This is a genomic window from Sphingomonas sp. GV3 (assembly GCF_031082075.1).
Classification (GTDB): domain Bacteria; phylum Pseudomonadota; class Alphaproteobacteria; order Sphingomonadales; family Sphingomonadaceae; genus Sphingomonas; species Sphingomonas beigongshangi.
Genome location: NZ_JARWLE010000001.1, coordinates 3,185,476 through 3,204,854, shown reverse-complemented (window position 1 = coordinate 3,204,854; position 19,379 = coordinate 3,185,476). Strand labels below are relative to the sequence as shown.

The 19,379-nt window shown below is 67.6% G+C and carries 21 protein-coding genes and 1 tRNA gene; 11 read left to right on the top strand and 11 right to left on the bottom strand.

Annotated elements, in window-relative coordinates; genetic code table 11:
- Positions 1-96: 96 nt before the first annotated feature.
- From RF701_RS15110 to RF701_RS15100, 3 genes are all read left to right on the top strand, one after another.
- Complete coding sequence (locus tag RF701_RS15110; RefSeq protein WP_203308376.1) at positions 97-447, top strand: hypothetical protein; 351 nt, start codon at positions 97-99, stop codon at positions 445-447.
- A 135-nt stretch (positions 448-582) separates the two neighbouring features.
- Positions 583-762, top strand: a complete 180-nt coding sequence (locus tag RF701_RS15105; RefSeq protein WP_203308377.1) for a hypothetical protein — start codon at positions 583-585, stop codon at positions 760-762.
- A complete protein-coding gene (locus RF701_RS15100; protein WP_308815448.1) occupies positions 759-1,712 on the top strand; it encodes an aldo/keto reductase in 954 nt (317 codons plus the stop codon). The genes RF701_RS15105 and RF701_RS15100 overlap by 4 nt, the downstream gene beginning before the upstream one ends.
- Before the next feature lie 45 nt (positions 1,713-1,757).
- Here the strand turns inward: RF701_RS15100 and RF701_RS15095 are convergent, their stop codons facing one another.
- Complete coding sequence (locus RF701_RS15095) at positions 1,758-3,350, bottom strand: isocitrate lyase (RefSeq protein ID WP_308815447.1); 1,593 nt, start codon at positions 3,348-3,350, stop codon at positions 1,758-1,760.
- A 131-nt stretch (positions 3,351-3,481) separates the two neighbouring features.
- Positions 3,482-4,873 (bottom strand): short-chain fatty acyl-CoA regulator family protein, encoded by a 1,392-nt coding sequence (locus RF701_RS15090; protein ID WP_210356839.1) that lies wholly within the window; start codon positions 4,871-4,873, stop codon positions 3,482-3,484.
- Between the two features lie 344 nt (positions 4,874-5,217).
- Between RF701_RS15090 and RF701_RS15085 the strand changes: the two genes are divergently transcribed.
- On the top strand, positions 5,218-6,180 hold the full coding sequence (locus tag RF701_RS15085; protein ID WP_308815446.1) for a cation diffusion facilitator family transporter: 963 nt from the start codon (positions 5,218-5,220) through the stop codon (positions 6,178-6,180).
- 32 nt (positions 6,181-6,212) lie between these two features.
- Positions 6,213-6,932: a hypothetical protein gene (locus RF701_RS15080; RefSeq protein ID WP_308815445.1), complete on the top strand. Its 720-nt coding sequence runs from the start codon at positions 6,213-6,215 to the stop codon at positions 6,930-6,932.
- A gap of 66 nt (positions 6,933-6,998) precedes the next feature.
- Here RF701_RS15080 and RF701_RS15075 read toward each other — a convergent pair whose 3' ends face one another.
- Positions 6,999-7,784, bottom strand: coding sequence for a 3-hydroxybutyrate dehydrogenase (locus RF701_RS15075; RefSeq protein ID WP_308815444.1), 786 nt, complete (start codon positions 7,782-7,784; stop codon positions 6,999-7,001).
- A gap of 108 nt (positions 7,785-7,892) precedes the next feature.
- Here RF701_RS15075 and RF701_RS15070 point away from each other — a divergent pair, with 108 nt between their 5' ends.
- The gene (locus RF701_RS15070) at positions 7,893-8,810 is read left to right on the top strand and encodes a neutral zinc metallopeptidase (RefSeq protein WP_308815443.1); all 918 of its coding nucleotides are present in this window, start codon (positions 7,893-7,895) and stop codon (positions 8,808-8,810) included.
- 51 nt (positions 8,811-8,861) lie between these two features.
- Here RF701_RS15070 and RF701_RS15065 read toward each other — a convergent pair whose 3' ends face one another.
- Positions 8,862-9,851, bottom strand: a complete 990-nt coding sequence (locus RF701_RS15065) for an NADP-dependent oxidoreductase (protein WP_308815442.1) — start codon at positions 9,849-9,851, stop codon at positions 8,862-8,864.
- Between the two features lie 129 nt (positions 9,852-9,980).
- Positions 9,981-11,273, bottom strand: a complete 1,293-nt coding sequence (locus RF701_RS15060) for a DUF2171 domain-containing protein (protein ID WP_308815441.1) — start codon at positions 11,271-11,273, stop codon at positions 9,981-9,983.
- Positions 11,274-11,530: 257 nt separating this feature from the next.
- On the opposite strand from RF701_RS15060, the gene RF701_RS15055 reads away from it, so the two are divergent.
- Positions 11,531-11,606, top strand: a tRNA-Ala gene (locus RF701_RS15055).
- Between the two features lie 24 nt (positions 11,607-11,630).
- Here RF701_RS15055 and RF701_RS15050 read toward each other — a convergent pair.
- Positions 11,631-11,888 carry a DUF6894 family protein gene (locus RF701_RS15050; RefSeq protein WP_308815440.1) on the bottom strand — a complete coding sequence of 86 codons (258 nt, stop codon included), beginning with the start codon at positions 11,886-11,888 and terminating at the stop codon, positions 11,631-11,633.
- Between the two features lie 118 nt (positions 11,889-12,006).
- Between RF701_RS15050 and RF701_RS15045 the strand changes: the two genes are divergently transcribed.
- Together RF701_RS15045 and RF701_RS15040 are read left to right on the top strand one after the other, a co-directional pair.
- Entirely contained in the window at positions 12,007-12,753 is a 747-nt protein-coding gene (locus RF701_RS15045) for an NUDIX hydrolase (protein WP_308815439.1), read from the top strand.
- Positions 12,753-13,484 (top strand): extensin family protein, encoded by a 732-nt coding sequence (locus tag RF701_RS15040; RefSeq protein ID WP_308815438.1) that lies wholly within the window; start codon positions 12,753-12,755, stop codon positions 13,482-13,484. Before RF701_RS15045 ends, RF701_RS15040 begins: the two co-directional genes overlap by 1 nt.
- 175 nt (positions 13,485-13,659) lie before the next feature.
- Here RF701_RS15040 and RF701_RS15035 read toward each other — a convergent pair whose 3' ends face one another.
- The 5 genes from RF701_RS15035 to RF701_RS15015 form a co-directional block, all read right to left on the bottom strand.
- Entirely contained in the window at positions 13,660-14,217 is a 558-nt protein-coding gene (locus RF701_RS15035; RefSeq protein WP_203308389.1) for a hypothetical protein, read from the bottom strand.
- A gap of 235 nt (positions 14,218-14,452) precedes the next feature.
- On the bottom strand, positions 14,453-14,746 hold the full coding sequence (locus tag RF701_RS15030) for a hypothetical protein (protein ID WP_210356849.1): 294 nt from the start codon (positions 14,744-14,746) through the stop codon (positions 14,453-14,455).
- 167 nt (positions 14,747-14,913) lie between these two features.
- Positions 14,914-15,654 (bottom strand): Bax inhibitor-1/YccA family protein, encoded by a 741-nt coding sequence (locus RF701_RS15025; RefSeq protein ID WP_308815437.1) that lies wholly within the window; start codon positions 15,652-15,654, stop codon positions 14,914-14,916.
- Positions 15,655-15,836: 182 nt separating this feature from the next.
- Positions 15,837-17,603, bottom strand: coding sequence for a chloride channel protein (locus RF701_RS15020; RefSeq protein WP_374758659.1), 1,767 nt, complete (start codon positions 17,601-17,603; stop codon positions 15,837-15,839).
- A gap of 61 nt (positions 17,604-17,664) precedes the next feature.
- Complete coding sequence (locus tag RF701_RS15015) at positions 17,665-18,054, bottom strand: hypothetical protein (RefSeq protein WP_308815435.1); 390 nt, start codon at positions 18,052-18,054, stop codon at positions 17,665-17,667.
- A 135-nt stretch (positions 18,055-18,189) separates the two neighbouring features.
- Here RF701_RS15015 and thpR point away from each other — a divergent pair, with 135 nt between their 5' ends.
- Together thpR and RF701_RS15005 are read left to right on the top strand one after the other, a co-directional pair.
- Positions 18,190-18,738, top strand: coding sequence for an RNA 2',3'-cyclic phosphodiesterase (thpR, locus tag RF701_RS15010; RefSeq protein ID WP_308815434.1), 549 nt, complete (start codon positions 18,190-18,192; stop codon positions 18,736-18,738).
- An 83-nt stretch (positions 18,739-18,821) separates the two neighbouring features.
- Entirely contained in the window at positions 18,822-19,355 is a 534-nt protein-coding gene (locus tag RF701_RS15005; RefSeq protein ID WP_210356853.1) for a superoxide dismutase family protein, read from the top strand.
- Positions 19,356-19,379 lie beyond the last annotated feature (24 nt).

Genomic DNA, 19,379 nt, shown 5'->3' with positions numbered 1-19,379 from the left:
CAACATATAAAGATATCTTTATATGTGGTCAACGCGGAGCCGAAACGCGCGGGCGGCGTTGCACCACACCTGGATCAACTGAAAGGGAGACATAGAATGAAGCGGATCGTTCTTCTCGCGGCCATCCCCGCGCTCGCGCTCGGCGCATGCAGCCGGAACGCGCAGGAGCAGACTGAGCAGGCGGGCAACGCGATCGCCGCCGATGCGAGCGCGACCACCCGCAATGCCGCGAGCGACGTGTCCTCCGCCACGGACGAAGCCTTCGGCAAGGCCGAGCGCGGGCTCGACCGTGCCGGCGATCACATCGCCAACGCCACCGACCGCGCGGGCCGCGCGATCGACCGCGGTGCCGACGATGCCGGCCGTGCCATCAGCAACGGTGCCGATCGTGCCGCCGACGCCACCGGCAACACGCTGGAAAAGGCCGGCCGCGCGCTGAAGGACTGATAGCGACCGCCGTCATGCTGCCCGAACGCACTACGACGCGGCGCGGCATGACGGTGTTCCGGCCGGCGGTCCGAGCATTATCGCTTGTGCGGACACGCTAATGGATCGCACAGTCCGGTCATGATGCTCCGCCTGATGTCAGCCGCCCTCCTCGGACTTTCCGCCACCGCCTGTCGCCAGGCGCCGGACGAGCCGGCCCGCGCCATCACCGCTGACGAGGCGCGACAGCTGAACGAGGCGGCGGACATGTTGGATGCCAACAGCGTCGACCTCAACGCGATCGACCCCTACCAGAACGGAAGCGACCCCGCATGACCGTGCCCCTCCGACGCCTCGGCTCCACCGACCTGCGCATCGCCCCGCTGGTGCTCGGCGGCAACGTATTCGGCTGGACGGCCGACCGCGCGGCCAGCTTCGCGGTGCTCGACGCGTTCGTCGAGGGCGGCGGGACGATGATCGACACCGCCGATGTCTATTCCGCCTGGGTCGACGGCCATCAGGGCGGCGAATCCGAGACGATGATCGGCGAGTGGCTGAAGGCGAGCGGCAAGCGCGATGCGGTGCTGCTCGCGACCAAGGTCGGCATGCTGCCGGGGGAAGGCGGCGAGAAGCTCGCGCCCGCGCGCATCGCCGCGGCGGCCGAGGCCTCGCTGAAGCGGCTCGGCACGGACCGCATCGATCTCTACTACGCGCACCAGGACGATGAGAGCGTTACGCAGGAAGCGGTGCTCGAAGCGTTCGGCAGGCTGGTCGACGCCGGCAAGGTCCGCGTCATCGGCGCCTCGAATTTCCACGCCGCGCGTCTCAAATCGGCCAACGATGCCGCGAAAGCGAACGGCCTGCCCCGCTATCATGTGCTCCAACCCGAATATAATCTGGTCAGCCGCCACAAGTTCGAGGGTGAGCTGGAGGATTATTGCATCGCCGAGAACATCGGGGTGCTGCCATATTACGGTCTCGCCTCCGGCTTCCTGACGGGCAAATACCGCAGTCGTGACGATCTAGGTAAGAGCGTGCGCGGCAATCGCATGGGCGACCTGCTCGAAGGCAAGGGCGCGTCCGTGCTCGGCGTCATGGACGACATCGCCGCCGAGACCGGCGCGACGCTGGCGCAGATCGCGCTAGCCTGGCTGATCGCGCAGGAAGGCGTGACCGCACCGATCGCCAGCGCGACCAGTGTCGAACAATTGCGCGACCTGTTGCCCGCGATGACGCTGGACCTGACCAAGGAACAGGTCGGTCGGCTGGACGCGGCCGGCGCGTGACGCGACACGTCACCCCGGCGCGCACCGGGGTGACGATCCTTCCCGTCAGGCGGCGAACTGGTTCATCGTGTTGTGGGCGCCGCCGGCCTTGAGCGCGGCCTCGCCCGCGAAATACTCCTTGTGGTCGTCGCCGATGTCGCTGCCCGACATGTTCTGGTGCTTGACGCAGGCGATGCCCTCACGGATCTCGCGGCGCTGGACGCCCTTGACGTAACCCAGCATCCCCGCCTCACCGAAATACTCGCGGGCGAGATTGTCGGTGCTCAACGCCGCCGTGTGATAGGTCGGCAGCGTGATGAGGTGGTGGAAGATCCCCGCGCGTGCGCTGGCATCCTTCTGGAACGTGCGGATGCGTTCGTCCGCCTCCGCCGCCAGCGCCGTATCGTCATAATCGGCGCTCATCAGCCGCGCCCGGTCATAGGACGCGACGTCGCGCCCTTCCCCGGCCCAGTGGTCGTAGACCTGCTGGCGGAAATTGAGCGTCCAGTTGAAGCTCGGCGAATTGTTGTAGACGAGCTTGGCATCCGGAACCACGGCGCGGATGCGGTCGACCATGCCCGCGATCTGCTCGATGTGCGGCTTCTCCGTCTCGATCCACAGCAGGTCCGCGCCGTTCTGCAGCGACGTGATGCAATCCAGCACGCAGCGATCCGCGCCCGTGCCCTCGCGGAACTGGAAGAGGTTGGACGGCAGCCGCTTGGGCCGCATCAGCTTGCCGTCCCGTTCGATGACGACGTCGCCGCGCAGCGTCGACAGGTCGGTCACCTCCTCGCAATCGAGGAAAGCGTTATACTGGTCGCCGAGATCGCCCGGCTCGCGCGAATAGGCGATCTGCTTGGTGAGGCCCGCACCCAGCGAATCGGTGCGCGCGACGATGATGCCGTCCTCGACGCCCAGCTCGAGGAAGGCGTAACGGATCGCGCGGATCTTCTGCAGGAAATCCTCGTGCGGCACGGTGACCTTGCCATCCTGGTGGCCGCACTGCTTCTCGTCGCTGACCTGGTTCTCGATCTGCAGCGCGCAGGCGCCGGCCTCGATCATCTTGCGCGCCAGGAGATAGGTCGCCTCGGCGTTGCCGAAGCCGGCATCAATATCCGCGATGATCGGCACGACGTGCGTCTCGTGATTGTCGATCGCCTGCTGCACGCGCTGGGCCTCAACGTCGTTCCCGGCCGCCCGCGCCTTGTCGAGGTCGCGGAACAGCAACGACAGTTCCCGCGCATCCGCCTGCCGGAGAAAGGTGTACAGCTCCTCGATCAGGGCCGGCACGCTGGTCTTCTCATGCATCGACTGGTCGGGCAGCGGGCCGAATTCGCTCCGCAAAGCCGCGATCATCCAGCCCGACAGATAAAGGTAGCGCCCCTTGGTCGACCCGAAATGCTTCTTGATCGCGATCAGCTTCTGCTGCCCGATGAAGCCGTGCCAGCATCCCAGCGACTGCGTATAGGCGGCGGAATCGGCGTCATAGGCCGCCATGTCGCGGCGCATGATCGCGGCGGTATGGCGGGCGATATCCAGCCCGGTGCGGAATCTGTTCTGCAGGCGCATCCGCGCCACGGCCTCCGCATCGATGCCGCCCCAGGCAGGTTGGGTTTCGATCGCCTGTCGCGCGTGTCCGATGGCTTGCTGGTAGGTCATGTCGCTGCCTCGCTGTGTAAGTGCAGCCTCTGTATGTCACTTCACAGCCGGATTACGAAAAAACTGCTCCAATAGCGCGTTTCCAAGTCAACATCGGGCCGGGCCGTTTGTAATTTTGTAAATATATTTCATCAATCGCCCGCGAAGGTGAACCCCGACACGCCCCGGTCCCGCTCGTTGATCAGGAGCGGCCTTCCGGCGGGTGGAGCAGAGCGTTGCGGACAATCGCCGCGATGACAGGCGGCGCAGCCGAGACCGATCGGCGTCGCGTCGCCTTTCAGATCGATGCCGCGCGCGACCGCCAGCCCGCCCGCGACGTCGGCCGGCACGCCGAGCCCGACCGCGAATTCCGCGACCACCGCGCCGTAGCGGCGACGTTGCGGCGTCACGGTGCGCGACACGGTGAGCCAGCGCGCGCCGTCCTCCAATTCGACCAGCTGAACCGCGAGGTCACCGGGCCGGTCGAAGGCGTGATGCACGCGCCACAACGGGCATCGGCCTTTCGCCTCGGCCAGCGGTGAGGCGCTGGAGCCCGCGAACCGCTTCGAACATTGGCCCGCGCGATCGATCCGGATCAGGAAGAACGGCAATCCCCGCGCGCCGACCCGATGCAGCGTGGTCAGCCGGTGCGCGACCTGCTCGAACCCGGCGCCGAAACGCCGTTGCAGCAGTTCGAAATCGTATCCGGTCGATTCGCATGCCCGCAGGAAGCGGGCGTAGGGCATCATCACGGCCGCGCCGAAATAGCTGGCGAGGTGGCGCCGGAACAGCCGTTCGGAGGCCCGATCCGCGAACCCCGCCCCCTTGGCGAGCGCGTCGATCTCCCCCCGCGCCTCGATCAGCGCCAGCTGATATGCGGCCGCAAAGGTCCGCGAAGCGGGATCCAACGTCTCGCTCAGCTGCAGCTGGCGCGCGTGAAGATCGAGGCGGTGGAGCAGGTCGGGCATGACCTCGACCGGCAGGATACGGATGGTCAGCTGATGCTTGACGCGCAGACGCTCGGCGATGGCGCCATAGAGGTCGCCTGCCCCCAGGCGCAGCTCGTCGGCGAGATTCTCCGCCAGACCGTCCAGGTCGGGGAAATGTCCGCGCCAGCGCTCGATCTCCCGGCGGACTTCGCCGACGGGATCGACGCCCTCCGGCGCGACCCCGCTGCCGCCGCCCGCGCCGAGCCGATCGTAGACCCGCGCGAACGCCTCCGCACCACCCGGCGCGCCGGCGATCCATTCCGCCAGCTCGTTCCGATCGATCTCGAGGTCGGCGAAGATCGGATCGGCCAGCCGCCGGCGGAGCGCCGCCTCGCCGCCCCCCGGCTCCCCCGCGGTCAGCGCACGCGGATCGAAGTCATAGGATTCGGCGAGCTTGACCAGCAATGCCGCGGACAAGGGCCGCTGGTTGCGCTCCACGAGATTGAGGTAGCTGGGCGAGATGGCCATCGCCTCGGCCATGGCCGCCTGGGTCAGCCCTGCCTGCCGCCGCACCCGCCGCACAGCATGTCCCGCGAACAGCTTGCGTTCCGCCATATTCCTTCCCTCCGACCGCGAGCGATTGACGCTAGGCGGACCCACTTGTCAATTCGTTACAGTCCCACTCGCTGTTCTACAAATGCGGTACACATCATGACCGCCAGCGCGCGTCCATACCGGATGGCGTAGAGCGAAACGGGCGATATCAGCGTCTTCGAAAGTTTCCTGGGGAGGAAAGGTGCCCGCTGGTGGAGTCCACCGGCGGGCATTCCCATTCTTGGGCCAAGGCGGCGAAGCGCGGCCGCCCCGCAGCTACGGGTCGTCATGGCACCGCTGTCGGCGCGGGCAGCAACACCATGGCGTCACGGCACCGTCGGCGCCCCGGCCGCGTTAAGTCGCCTATGACCCACGGCCTCGCGCAGCGCATCCGCGAAAACATCGTCCTCTACGGCGCGCTCGCCGCCAATCTCGGCATCGGCGTCGCGAAATTCGTCGCGGCCGCGATCACCGGCTCCTCGTCCATGCTGACCGAGGGCGTGCACAGTTGCGTCGACAGCGGAAATCAGATCCTGCTGCTTTACGGCCAGCATCGCGCCAAGCGTCCCCCCGACGCCGTGCACCCGTTCGGTTATGGCAGGGAATTGTATTTCTGGGCGTTCGTGGTCGCGATCCTGATCTTCGCGGTTGGAGCCGGCGTGTCCGTCTACGAAGGCTATCTGCATATCGTCGAGCCGGAAGAACTGACCGATCCGCTCGTCAATTACATCGTCCTTGCCATCGCGACCGTGCTGGAGGGATCGTCATGGTTTCTCGCGATGCGGGAATTCCGCGCATCGAAGGGGGACGCCGGTTGGTGGCAGGCGATCCGCCGCTCCAAGGATCCCGCCGGCTTCATCGTATTGTTCGAGGATTCGGCGGCGCTGGCCGGCCTCGTCATCGCCGCGATCGGCGTGTGGGCGAGCCACGCTTTCGCCGACCCGCGGATCGACGGCATCGCGTCGATCGTGATCGGGCTCATCCTGGGGCTCGTCGCGGTGCTCCTCGCGCGTGAGGCGAAGGGGCTGCTGATTGGCGAGCGCGCCGATCCGAAGGTGGTGGAGACGGTGCGCGCCATCGTCGCCGCGCACCCGGCGGTGTCGGGCGTCAACCACGTCCGCACGATCCATACCGCGCCCGATGCGATCTTCGTCGCGGTCAGCGCGGACTTCGACGACGCCCTCACCATGGGCGAAGGCGAAACGTTGATCGAGACGCTAGAGGAACAGCTGCGGGCGGCGGTTCCGTCGTTGAGCTCGATCTACATACGACCGGAAAAGCGCGAAAATGCGATCAGCGACGTCGCGGCGTACGGCATGGCCGGCTGACGCGCGCGGTGACATCGGCTAGAATTGCGACCATGTTCCGCTTCTTCCTGCGCCCGCTGCTTGCCTTGCTCCTGACGCTCGGCGCCCTCGTCGGCGCCTCGCCGGCCTGGGCGGCCGTGACGATCACCTTCTGGAGCCACGAGTTCGGCAACAGCTTTCCGCATGCCTTCTTCACGCTGCGGGGTGTGCCGGACGCGGGTGGCGATCCCGTCGACGCGAATTACGGCTTCACGGCGAAGGCGGTGACTCCCGCGATCCTGATGGGTACGGTGCCCGGTCGGCTCGACATCTCCAAGCCCACGTACATCGCCGGCAGCGACGCGCAATTCTCGGTCGTGCTGACCGACGCGCAATATGCCGCGGTGCTCAAGCTCATCGCCGCCTGGGACGATAAGACGGGCGACGGCCATTACAATCTCAACACCCGCAACTGCATCCATTTCGTCAAGGAAGCGGCGCGGATCGCCGGCCTGACGGGCCTCGACCAGCCCAAGCTGATGAAGAAGCCACGCTCCTATCTTCAGGCGGTGGCCGCCGCCAATCCCGGCGCGATCGTGCCGGTGAAGTTGCACGGCAAGGCGTACCTCGCCTCACTACCGCCGCTGACGGCGACTCCGGTCGTCGTCGCGCCGGGACCGGGCGGGCCGGCGACCGTCGTCAATCCCGCCACCCCCGCATCGGCTGCACTGCCGACGCCGGCCGCGTCGGCTGGCGTGGTACAGCCGCTCCCGGCGCCCGCACCGCGGCGCTAGTGCACGATCCAGCAAGGCTGGATCAGGGCGGTAGTTTCCCGCAAGGGAATCACACTCCAGGCGCCGTCACATCGCCGTCCAGCCGCCGTCCACCGACAGGTTCGCCCCGGTGATCGCCTTCGCCGCATCGCCGCACAGGAACAGTGCGAGCGCCGCGACCTGTTCGGGCGTGACGAATGCCTTGGTGGGCTGCGCCGCGAGCAGCACGTCATTCATCACCTGATCGCGCGTCAGTCCGCGCGCTTTCATCGTGTCGGGGATCTGCGCCTCGACCAGCGGCGTCCAGACATAGCCGGGCGAGATGCAATTGACGGTGATGCCATGCGTCGCCGTCTCCAAGGCGACCGTCTTGGTCAACCCGACCAGCCCGTGCTTGGCCATGACATAGGCCGACTTGTTCGGGCTGGCGACGAGGCTGTGCGCCGAGGCGGTGGAGATGATCCTGCCCCAGCCCTTCGCCTTCATGTGCGGCACTGCCGCCTGCATGGCGTACCAGGCGCTCGTCATGTTGATCGCGACGATCGCCTCCATCTTCTCCGCCGGGAATTCGTCGATCGGGGCGACGTGCTGGATGCCGGCGTTGTTGATCAGGATGTCGACCCCGCCCAGCTCGCGCGCGGCACCATCGATCATCGCGCCGATCTCTTCGGGCTTCGTCATGTCCGCCGCGTCGTAGAGCGCGCCCGCGCCACTCGCCGACGCGAGTTCCGCCCGCGCCGCCTCGATCGCGTCGGCATCGCCGAAGCCGTTAATGACCACCGCCGCCCCTTCCGCCGCAAGTGCGCGGGCATACGCAAGCCCGATGCCGGAGGTGGAGCCGGTGATGACGGCGGTCTTGCCCTTCAGGAACATTGGCGCATTCTCCGTTCTTTGCTGTGCGTCATGCCCTTCGTTCGGGCCCTGTTGCAACCGCCTGCGTCCCCGCGCATTTCGTGACGCAAGCACAACGGAGACCTGCCCATGCGCCTCGACGATTTCGATCCCAACGACATCGACGTCGGGGAGGCGCGCTCGGGCGGCGGCTTCGGGGGTGGCGGGGGCGGCGGCGGATTGCTCTTCGGCCTGCTGCCGTTGATCGGCAGTCGCTTCGGCTGCGGCGGTATCGTCGTCGTGCTGCTGCTGCTCGCCGTCTTCGGCGGCCTTGGCAATATCGGCGGCATGCTCGGTGGTGGCGGAGGCGGTACGCCATCCGTCACGCAGCAGGATCGCGGCGGCTCTGCCGCGGAGGTCACGCGCCTCTGCACCACCGACGCCGGCGCGAAGTCCGCATGCAACGCCTTCCAGTCGGCGCAGAAGACCTGGGCCGCCATCTTCGCCCAGCAGGGCGCACGGTTCGAGAAGCCGGGCCTGCGTTTCTATTCGGGCAGCGGCGTGTCCGGATGCGGCGCGGCGCAATCGGCGATGGGGCCGTTCTATTGCCCGACCGACCATGACATCTATCTCGACACCAGCTTTTTCGGCGAACTGGCGAACCGCTTCGGCGCGAAGGGCGATTTCGCGCAGGACTATGTCATCGCGCACGAATTCGGCCATCACATCCAGAACCTGCTCGGCACGTCCGATCAGGTGCAGCGCATCCAGCGCTCGTCCGGCGAAGCGGAGGGCAACGCCGCGTCGGTACGTCTCGAACTGCAGGCGGATTGCTATGCCGGCGTCTGGGCCGCGAAGAACCGCGACCGGATGGATTCGACCGATCTTCAGGAGGGCCTGACCGCCGCCAACGCGATCGGCGACGACACGCTGCAGAAGGAGGCGCAGGGCCGCGTCGTGCCTGACAGCTTCACGCACGGCACGTCCGCCCAGCGCGTCTATTGGCTGAAGCACGGGTTCGAAACCGGCGACCCCGCCCAGTGCGATACGTTCAACGGAGCCGTATAAGGCCCTCGCCGCATCGGCACCCCGTCCGCACGGGCGGGGCGCCGGGAGCGCTCATACCCGTACGAGCATCTTGCCGGTGTTGCCGCCGGAGAACAGCGCCAGGAATGCGTCCGGCGCCCGCTCCAGTCCGTCGAACACCGTCTCTTGCCGCTGCAGCTTGCCCTCGCCGAGCCAGCCGCCCATGTCGCGGTAGAAGTCCGCCGCCTTGCCGACATAGTCGCTGACGATGAATCCCTGCATCCGAACCCGGTTGCCGATCAGCCGCGCCAGGTAGCGGAGCGCGGTCGGCTTCGCGCTGTTGTACACGTCGATCATGCCGCAGATTGCGAAGCGTGCATGCACATTGGCATGCGCCAGCGCCGCGTCGAGATGCTCGCCGCCCACATTGTCGAAATAGACGTCGATGCCGTTGCGCGCGACCTCGCCTAGGGCCTTCACGACCGGCGTCCCGCTCTTGTAGTCGATCACCGCATCGGCACCCAGCGACTGGACCCAGGCACATTTGTCGGCGCCGCCGGCCGATCCGATGACATGGCAGCCCTTCGCCTTCGCGATCTGCACCACGGTCGATCCGACTGCGCCCGCCGCGGCCGAAACGAACACGGTGTCGCCCTCTTTCAGGCCCGCGACCTCGGTCAATCCGAAATAGGCGGTCATCCCGGGCATGCCCAGCTGGCCAAGGAAGGCCTGCGGATCGACGTCGAGCTGCGGCAGCGGCTGGACCTGATCCGCGGGCAGCACGGCTTCATCGCGCCAGCCGGCGAAATGCTGCACCATGTCACCGTCGCTGTAGCGGTCGGACCGGCTCTCGACGACGCGGCCGATCGCGCCGCCCTGCATCGGCTTTCCAAGCTCGAACGGCGGCGTGTAGCTTTTCACGTCGTTCATGCGACCGCGCATGTACGGGTCGACGGACAACCAGCTGTTGGCGATCCGGACCTCGCCGTCCGCCAGCTCCCGCCGGCCGAGATCGACCAGTTCGAAATTGTCCATCGTCGGCATCCCCTGCGGGCGTGACTTCAGGCTCCATGCTCGTGCCATGCTGATTCTCCTTCTCTAGCCAATCTGATCTTTTAGGTTTTGATTCGCTACGAAAAAAGCCCGGGGACATCGCCCCCGGGCTTTCTCCTGGGGATCCTTGCGGATCCGGTGCGCGCAGATCTCCCGAGCTCAGTAAGTGCCGGGGAAGCTGCGGTTAAGATTCTTTCCGTCCGTCGACGTCTCTGCGTCCGCCTGCCCCGTCGTGGACTGACCCGACGTTGCCTGACCCGAGGTGGACTGACTACCGGTCACGGACGCGGCCGTCGTGCGGTCGGTGCGGGTGTTCGACGCGTCGCGCTGGCCACCGTCCTGCGTGCTGTCGCCGTAGCCGAACATCGCCTGGTTCCGCTCCTCATCACGCCATGCCTGCTTGGCCTCGGCCGCGGTCTTGCTGAGCGTCACCTTGCCATCGACCGTCTTCAGCCAGCTCGACGGGATCGAGTGGTGGTGGCCGCCCGCATCGCGGTCGTTCTTGGTCAACAGGATGCGGTCGCCACGCACCTTGTCGACGGTGCCGACATGTTCGCCGTCGCTGCCGACGACGTCCATATGCTCCTCGACCTTGTTCAGCGAATCGCGCTGGCCCTGACGGTTCGTCCGCCACGAGCTGAACTCGTTCTCGAACTTCGTGCGGTTCTCGCGGCGATATTCGTCGTAGTCGCGATCGAGCGAGGCGATCTGGCCGCGACGCCAATTGCCGTAATCGTCCTCGCGATCATTGGCGTGGCGTTCGTCGTAACGCGAATCCATCTCGCGGCGGCGCTCGGCATCCTCGTCGCCGAACCACGAGCGGACCTCGTCGCCGGCGCGGGCGAAGAAACCGCGCTCATCATAATCGTAACCCTGCGGCTGGCGGCCATAACCGCCCTGCTGCGACGACGGGCGGCCGGCGCTGCGACCTTCGCCGTAGCTGCCGCGATTGTCGTATCGCCCGCGATAATTGTCGTCGTCGGCGTGGCGGTTCTGACCTACGTCCAGGAAGCGGCGGCCGTCATGGCCGTAGCTGCCATGATAGTCCTGCCGCGCGCCGTAACGATCCTGGTCGGCGCCGTAGCGGTTCTGCTGCGCGAAGCGATTGTCCGACTGACCCCAGTCGCGGCTGCCCCGTCCGTAGCTGTCGTCGCGGCTACCGCGTCCATAGGCGTCGCTGCGGCCATAGGCGTCGTCGCGACCATAGCCGCGGCCACCCTGCGCATCCCGATCGCGATTGAAGCGATCGCGCTGCTCGTAACGCTGGTTGCCGTATTCGCGCCGACCATAGTCGCGGTCGTTGTCATAGGCGCCGGAGGCTTCATAGTCGCGCGCGCTTGAATAGCTGTAGCTGCGGCCCGAGCCATAGTCGTGTCCGTAGTCCTGCGTGTCGGAGCGGCCGTAATAGTCGCCCTGCGGATTGGTGCCCCGCGGGTAGCGTTCGTAGCCCATGATCGTCTCCTTCGGATGGTCGTCCTGCGGCTGCGGAGCGTCGTTCCCGCGCTCCTGCGTCCGGACCTAACAAGCGTCAAAGTCGCCGCTTCGTTCCTATCGTTGCGCGCGCACAACGACGCAAAACGGCGCTTTTCGGCGTCGGTTCGTCGCATGGACTTTGTCGCAAGATTTTCGCACGTGGCCCCGCGGGCCTGTTGCATCGGGCGGGAAGCCCCGCTAATGGCGTCGCTCCCGGCCTTGCCGGGGCGGAGTGCGGGGCTGTAGCTCAGATGGGAGAGCGCTGCAATCGCACTGCAGAGGTCAGGGGTTCGATTCCCCTCAGCTCCACCACCCACTCCGCCAGCGTCGCGCCTTCTATCCGATATCAGGCTGGACTATCAGCGCAGCCGGCGCGAGCGTGCCGACGAAATCCAGTAGGAACAGCGTCAGACCATGCGCGTCGGTAACCTGCATCCGCCATTCGTGCCCCGACCAGAAATCGTCGACCTGTTCAAGCGCCTCGCCCGCGAGCCGGATCGCGACGCGCTGGGCCGCCGCCAGATCCAGCAGTTCGCGTCCGGCCTGATCAGTGATCGTGGTCCCGTCGTGGATATGAAAGTGATATCGAGGCACCGCGCTCTCCTTCGCGAGGCGCGCTCCATAAGCTTTATCTTAGATCAATGTTTTATACAGGGTTAGCATGGCGCCACGGCTTTGACCCACATACGCCGCCGATGCGTTTGAAGCGGTCATGAACGCCCCTGCCATTCCTGCCAGCACCCTGATCATTTTGCGCGAGCGCGCCTCTGGACCGCCCGAGATTCTGATGGTGGAGCGGGGGGCAGCCATGGCATTCGCCGCTGGCGCCATGGTGTTCCCGGGTGGGCGCATCGATCCGGGCGACGTCGCCATGGCGACCGGCCTGGGCCTCGGCAGCGACGGTGCGGCGCGGATCGCGGCGATCCGGGAAACGCTGGAGGAAGTCGGCCTTGCCATCGGCATCACCCCCAAGCCCGCGCCTGCGGTGATCCGTGCCGTTCGGCGGCAGCTTCACGCCGGGGCCGCCTTCGACCGGCTGCTCGCCGCCGAGGGACTGACCTTGGCGCCGGATCGGCTGACCGCCTTCGCGCGCTGGCTGCCCGACCATCCGGGCATGCGGATATTCGACACGCTCTTCTTCCTCGCCCAGCCCCCCGCAGATGCGGACGTCGCGGTGGACGGAACGGAGAATGTCCGCCTGTTGTGGACCACCGCCGCCGATGCGCTGGCGGCGGCGGACGCGGGTGAGATGACGATCATCTATCCCACGCGCCGCAATCTGGAACGGCTGGCCCAATTCGGCAGCTATGCCGACGCCTGCGCCCATGCCGCCGACGTTCCGATCCGCACGATCACCCCCTTCGTCGAGACGCGGGGCGGCGTGCCGCACCTGTGCATCCCCGCCGATGCCGGTTATCCCGTGACGGGGGAACCGATCGACCACGTCCGGCGGCAGTGATGCGCGCGCTGCGCCGCGTGGTCGGCGTTGCGCTCGGCCTGCTCATCGCCGCTGCGACGGTGTTGGTCGGCTTCGCGATGCTGCGCTGTCGGCCCCAGGACCTTCCCTGGACGCCCCTCGATCTTGCCGCGCCGATCGGCCTGTCGACAGGGCGCAAGCTCGCCGCCCTGCGTACCGACCCGGCGCAATGCCGCGCGCTGCTCGGCGCCGCCGGCGTACGATATACCGCCCTGCCGGCACGACGCGACGGTGCGACCTGCGGCTATGCCGATGCGATCCGCCTCGACCGCGGTGGCGCGATAGGGATAGCGCTGCGGCCGGCCGGACCCGGCATCGCCTGCCTGGTCGCGGCGGCTCTGGCACTATGGGAATGGAACGTCGTGCAACCCGCCGCGCAGGCGCGGTTTGGCATGCCGATCGCGTCGATCGATCATTTCGGCAGCTATGCGTGCCGCCGCCTCTACGGCCGCGAGAGCGGTGCCTGGAGCGAACACGCCCGCGCCAACGCGATCGACATCGCGGGCTTTCGACTTGCCGACGGCCGGCGGATCACCGTCGCGCGCGACTGGCAGGGGTCCGATGCCAGCGCCGCCTTCCTCCACGACGTGCGCGATGGCGCCTGCAGCCTCTACGCCACGGTGCTTTCGCCCGACTATAACGCCGCGCATCGCGACCATCTTCACCTCGACCAGGCCGATCGCGGCCCGCTCGGCTGGCGCGCCTGCCGCTGACCGTCGCCACCCCCCGATGGCGCGGGTTCTAGCGTGCGATCCGGCAAGGTTGGATCGGCGTAGAGCCGGCCCTCGCCCCCCACCCGGCCTACCCAATCAGCGTGTCCTGGATGGGCGGCCGGGTGGGGGCGAGGGCCGGTTCCGCCCCCACGCATGTGGATCAAACTCCGAGCGGTCAGTGCGACAGCGTCGCGGAGCCCGTATCCACCTTCTCCACCCACTTCGGATAGAAGACCGGCTGTCGGTTGGACCAGCCGGATGCTGTCGCCGCGGCCTCGCTGATCGACTGCAGCAGCTTCCGGCGCACCTCCGGGTGCAGATGCGGCAGCGCCGCGGCACCGCAGAACGCGCTGGGCAGCCACGGCCGCACTTGCGCGCCGATCAGCCGCTCGTACAGGAAGCGGAAGGCGGAGAAGCTGGTCAGCCGCCCCTGCCCCAGGTCGAACGCGGCGAGCGTCGTCACGGGGGTGAGGAAAGGCTCGATCTGCGACAAATCGGCGTCGTCCGGCACGCGCTGCCGGATTTCCGGCAAGGCGCGATACAGCCGTGCCTGCGCGCGGATGCTCGCCGCCTCGACCACGTCGCGCGACCAGCGCGCCATGGCGTCGTCGCGGTCCAGGCCGATATCGAGGCTGCGGCGGATGTAGCGCTGCGTCGATGCGGCGAACCCAGCGAATTCCTTCATTTCGGCCAGCGTCATCGCGCCCTCGGCCGGCTTCTTGGCTGCACCCATTGTGTCACCCCGCCCGTTCGTGTCGTCGGATAGGGATCATGCGCCAAGATGGTTAACCAATGCCTGAACGACGCCCGCCCGACGTCATAAAAGCATCACGAAAACTGCTGCGCCGCAACAAACAATGCGACGAGCCGAGCTTCGACTCGCCGCAAATGCAATCATATGCGCCATTGACGCAACAAAAGGTCAGCCTGCGGACTAGTCCGGTGCCCGGCGCCGCGTGATGACCACGTCAGGCCTGGCCGCTGCGCGCCTTCTCGGCTTCCTCGTCATAGCCGGACGAAGGCGCCGGTCCGTGATTGTGGATCGGCTGCGTGGAGGCGGGCGGATCGCTGGCGTCCATCGATTCATCCAGTCCCGCATCGAGCCGCGCATCGCGGTTCTCGGGATCCTTCTCGAGCCGCTTCGCGATGGACTCGTCCTGACCCGCATCCTGGCGCGGGTCGCGCCCCTGGTCGTCGGGCTCCGGCGGCGCGACGGCCAGGCTGTCCAGCGCCCGCTGATCCATTGTGTCTTCGTTACCCATCGCACCCTCCTCGAAATGACGTTGCGCATGAAACGACGGCTTGTCGGCTAACGTTCCGTCGCGATCGGGGTCGGGGCGATATGGTCCGGACATGCAAAAGGCCCGGCGGGTTCGCCGCCGGGCCCTTCGTCGATCGGGTCCCGGGGGACCGACCGCCTGTGCCGGGATCAGTTGCGCTGCGAACCGAACAGCCGCAGCACGAACAGAAACATGTTGATGAAGTCGAGGTACAGCGACAGCGCCGACAGCACCACGACCTTACCGACCATGTCCGTGCCGGCGACCTGGAAATACAGGCTCTTGGTGCGCTGCGTGTCATAGGCGGTAAGGCCGGCGAACAGCAGCACGCCGATGAAGCTGATCACCAGGTTCAGCGGCCCCGACTGCAGGAACAGGTTGATCAGGCTGGCGACGATCAGACCGACGAGACCGATGATCAGGAAGGTGCCGAAGGCCGACAGATCCTTCTTGGTCGTATAGCCGTACAGGCTGAGGCCGGCGAAGCCCGCCGCGGTGGCGAAGAAGGCACCCGCGATCGAGGTGCCGCTATAGACGAGGAAGATCGTCGACAGCGACAGGCCCATCAGCGTCGCGAAGGCCCAGAACAGCGCCCTCAGCGTGCCGGTCGAAAAGCGGCCCTGACCGAAGCTCATCGCGAACACGACACCCAGCGGCGCCAGCATCAGGATCATGCGCAGCGCGCCGTTCGAGAAGACCGCCGCGGCGGCACCCGACATCGCGAAGGCGAGCGCGACGATGCCCGTCAGCAGCACGCCCGAGGCCATGTAATTGTAAACCGACAGCATGTACGAGCGCAGACCCGCGTCATAGGCGCCGCTGCGCGCGGTGCCGGCGCGCGGGGCACCGAACGGCGCGGCGCTCTGCCGGGGGTCGGACCAGTTTGCCATGGTATCCAGAACTCCTTTGTCCGGCCGAATGCCGGATGGACGAAATATCGGCCCGCGGCGAACGCTTTTCAAGCGAAACCGGGCCTCGTTTCGACGATGTGCAACACAACGTTACAGACAGGCTTCGGGGTCCGTACGCCGACCCCGATGCACGCGCGATCGCCGCGTTGCGTCCGTGGCGTTCAGCGTTCGCCGAACAGCTCGCGCTGCGCCTTCTCCAGTTCGTCGACGTAGCGCCGCCGGACATGCGCCTCCGTCAGCAGGCCGAGCACATGTCCGTCGCGGTCGATCACCGCCAGTTCGTCGCGCTGCGCCGCGTCGAACTGCCGCATCACTGCCGCGATGTCGAGATCGGGGGTCAGCGCCATGTCGGCCGCGCCCGCCAGCGTCGCGACAGGCTCGGCGGCATCGAGGCCCTCCGTATGCGCGGCGATCGGACTGACGATCCCGGCGTAGCGATCGACGGCGTCGGTCAGGACGACGCGGCTCGTCGACCCCAGCGGGAAGCGGCGGCGGAATTCGCCGATGCTCGTGTCGCCTGGCACGATATTGGGCTGGCGCCGCATCATCCGCCCGGCCGTCAGCGTCTTGACCCAGCCGACGTCGCGCGCGCTGCGGATAGTCTCGCCGCGCAGATGGAGGCGCCACGTCGAGAAGGAATAGCCGAACAGCTGGCGCACGATCGTCGACGAGACGAGGCTGGCGGCCAGCACCGCGCCGGTCAGGCTGAAATTGCCGGTGGCGGACAATACCAGCATCGTCATAGTGAAGGGCGCGCCGACCACCGCCACTGCCAGCGCCGCCATGCCGACCATCGCCGCATTGCCCGCGTTAAGGATGGACTGGCCCGCGACCCAGCCCAGCAGGCCGGCATAGAGATGCCCCACCAAGGTGCCGAGGAACAGCGACGCGAAGAACAGCCCGCCGCGGAAGCCGAAACCGAGCGACACGATCGACGCCAGCGCCTTGGCGAGCAGGATGCCGGCGACGAAGGCGATCGGCACGCTCGCCATGATGTCGATGTGCAGCGCGCTGTGCCCGGCGGAGAGCACCTGCGGGGACAGCGCCGCGAGCCCCGCCATCAGCGCGCCGCCCACGATGGGCCGCGACCAGCCCGGAAGATGCGCGCGCGTCCGCGCCTCCATCAGCGCGACGCCGCGCATGATGGCGATCCCGATCAGCGCGCACGTCACGCCGAGCCCGCCGTAGAGCAGGTAGCCGAACGTGTGGATTTCCGGACCGCGCTGGACGTTGACGATATAGGGGACGACACCCAGTCGTCGTGCGGTCTGCGCGCCCGCCAGCGCGGCGGCGACGACGGGCGCGACCGCCGCCGGCGTATAGGCGCCGATCACCACCTCGAATGCGTAGAAGGCACCCGCGATCGGCGCGCCAAAGGCCGCAGCGATCGCCGCGCCCGATCCGGCGCCGACCAGCGTCCGCACGTCGCCCCGGCGCAGCTTGAGCCAATGGCCGGCCAGGGACGCGAGCAGCCCGCCCGCCTGCGCATAGGCCGCCTCCAGTCCCACCGAGGCGCCGAAGCCGTTCGACAGGATCGTCTGGCCCGACACGACCGCGCTGTCGGCGGCGGACATGCGGCCGCCGTGCAGCGCATTCGCCTCCACCGCATCGACCAGTGAGCGTCGTCGCGCCCGCACCAGCCGGTTGAACAGGACCAGCACCGCGCCGCCGATCGGCAGCATCAGCAGCTGCGGCCAGTGCAACGGTGGCGCTCCGCTCAGCCGGACGTTCTCGGGCAGGTCGAACAGAAGGTGCTGCACGGTGCGCGCAAGCGCGCCCTGCACCACCGTCAGCCCGCCGGCGCCCATGCCGATCAGGATGGCGAGCGCGACGAACAGGATCTCGACCGACCGAACCTGTCCGCCGAGCCACCGCAGCCAGGCCGGCCCGCGCAGACGCCGCCGCGCCTTCGCGATGATGGGAAGCATGGGCGTCATGCCCTATCCCTGCCTCCGATGCGGCGACTTGTCACCCGCTTCGCGTATCGCCTCAATGTCTGTTGAAATAGCCGGGCGGACCGCATCGGCGGAACGACGTGGCGCTTTCGCCTTTGATCAGGACGAAGCGCGTCGCGCTTTGACGGCGCAGTCCGAACGTCGCGGTGTTGGCTTTCGCCGGGCTGCCATCGCCCGCTGCGCGGCAGGTTTCCGGGATCGTCAGCGTCCCCGCCGACCGCCTGGTGACGGTGTCGGTGCATTTGCTGGCATGGGCATAGGAAAAGCTGCGACCATCGAAGCTCATCGTCGTGGCATTGGGCTGGTTGTCGCACGCCAGGCCGATCGCACCATAGTCGCCGGGCCTCAGGGGGATACTGGCGGCCGCCGCGCCGCTCGCGAGGGACAGGGCAAGCACGGTCGGTGCGATCGAACCCAAACGCATTCCACACACTCCTCGTCGGGCGGGGGCAAGCACCCTCAACACGCGACCGTGCCAAAGGTCCCCTGCCGCCCGCCAATCCTCCCTTATCGTCGGTTGCCGGACCGGCTATGCCGTCGCGGATCATAGGAGCGCCCGATGCCTCGCCTGTTCGTCGCCCTGCGCCCACCACCTGCCATCCGCGCGGCGTTGCTCGAACGCGGCGGCGGGGTCCCCGGCGCGCGTTGGCAGGACGACGAGCAGCTCCACCTCACGCTCCGCTTCGTCGGCGATGTCGATCGTCCGGTGGCGGAGGACGTCGCCGCCGCGCTCGGCGCGGTGCACGCACCCGCGCCGCGGCTGACGCTCGCCGGGGTGGGACGGTTCGCGCATCGCGGCCGGACCGAGGCGCTTTGGGCCGGTGTGGCGCCGTCCGACGCGCTGCGCCACCTCCGGCGTAAGGTCGAGCAGGCATGCGTCCGTGCCGGTCTCCCGGCGGAGTCGCGCGCCTTCCTGCCGCATGTCACGCTCGCGCGCTTCTCGCGCAGTGCGGGCCATGCGCCGGAGATCGAAGGGTGGCTGGCGGTGCACGCCGGACTGACGTCTCCCGCGTTCGAGCCCGGTCATATCATCCTGTACGAAAGCCGGCTGGGCGGGAGCGGCGCCAGCTATGCCCCGGTGCTGCGCTGGCCGCTCGCCACGGGGTGAGCGTGACTCGCTACGCGCTTGCCACGCGGAACCCTGAAGGTCATGACGGGTTCGTAAGGACGGCTTCGTCCCGGGAGACTTCCATGCGCGCGCTCATCCTTGCCGGCCTGTCCGCCCTCGCCCTCTCCGCCTGCAATCAGGAACCCAAGGTGCGCACGGGCGATGCCGTCGCCGGCGGTGCACGGGCGGTGGCCATGCTGCGCACCGCGGCGGGCGTCGACGCGGGGCGCGCGACCGCGACGGAGGTCGCGGGCGGCATCCGCTACACGCTCGACGTCAAGGGGCTGCCTGCCGGGACCCATGGTGCGCACGTGCATACCGTCGGCCGCTGCGACGCGCCCGACTTCACCACCGCGGGTGGCCACTGGAACCCGACGATGGCCAAGCACGGGACGATGAACCCCCAGGGGCCGCATGAAGGCGACCTGCCCAATCTCGTCGTCGGCAACGACGGTCGCGGCACATTGGGGGTGACGGTACCCGGCCAGACCATGGCCGGCCTGCTGGACGCCGACGGCGCCGCCATCGTCGTGCATGCGGGGCCGGACGACCTGACGACCGATCCGTCGGGCAACAGCGGCGGCCGGATCGCCTGCGGCGTCTTCGCCGCCGCATGATCACTAGCGGCGTCTTCGCCGCCG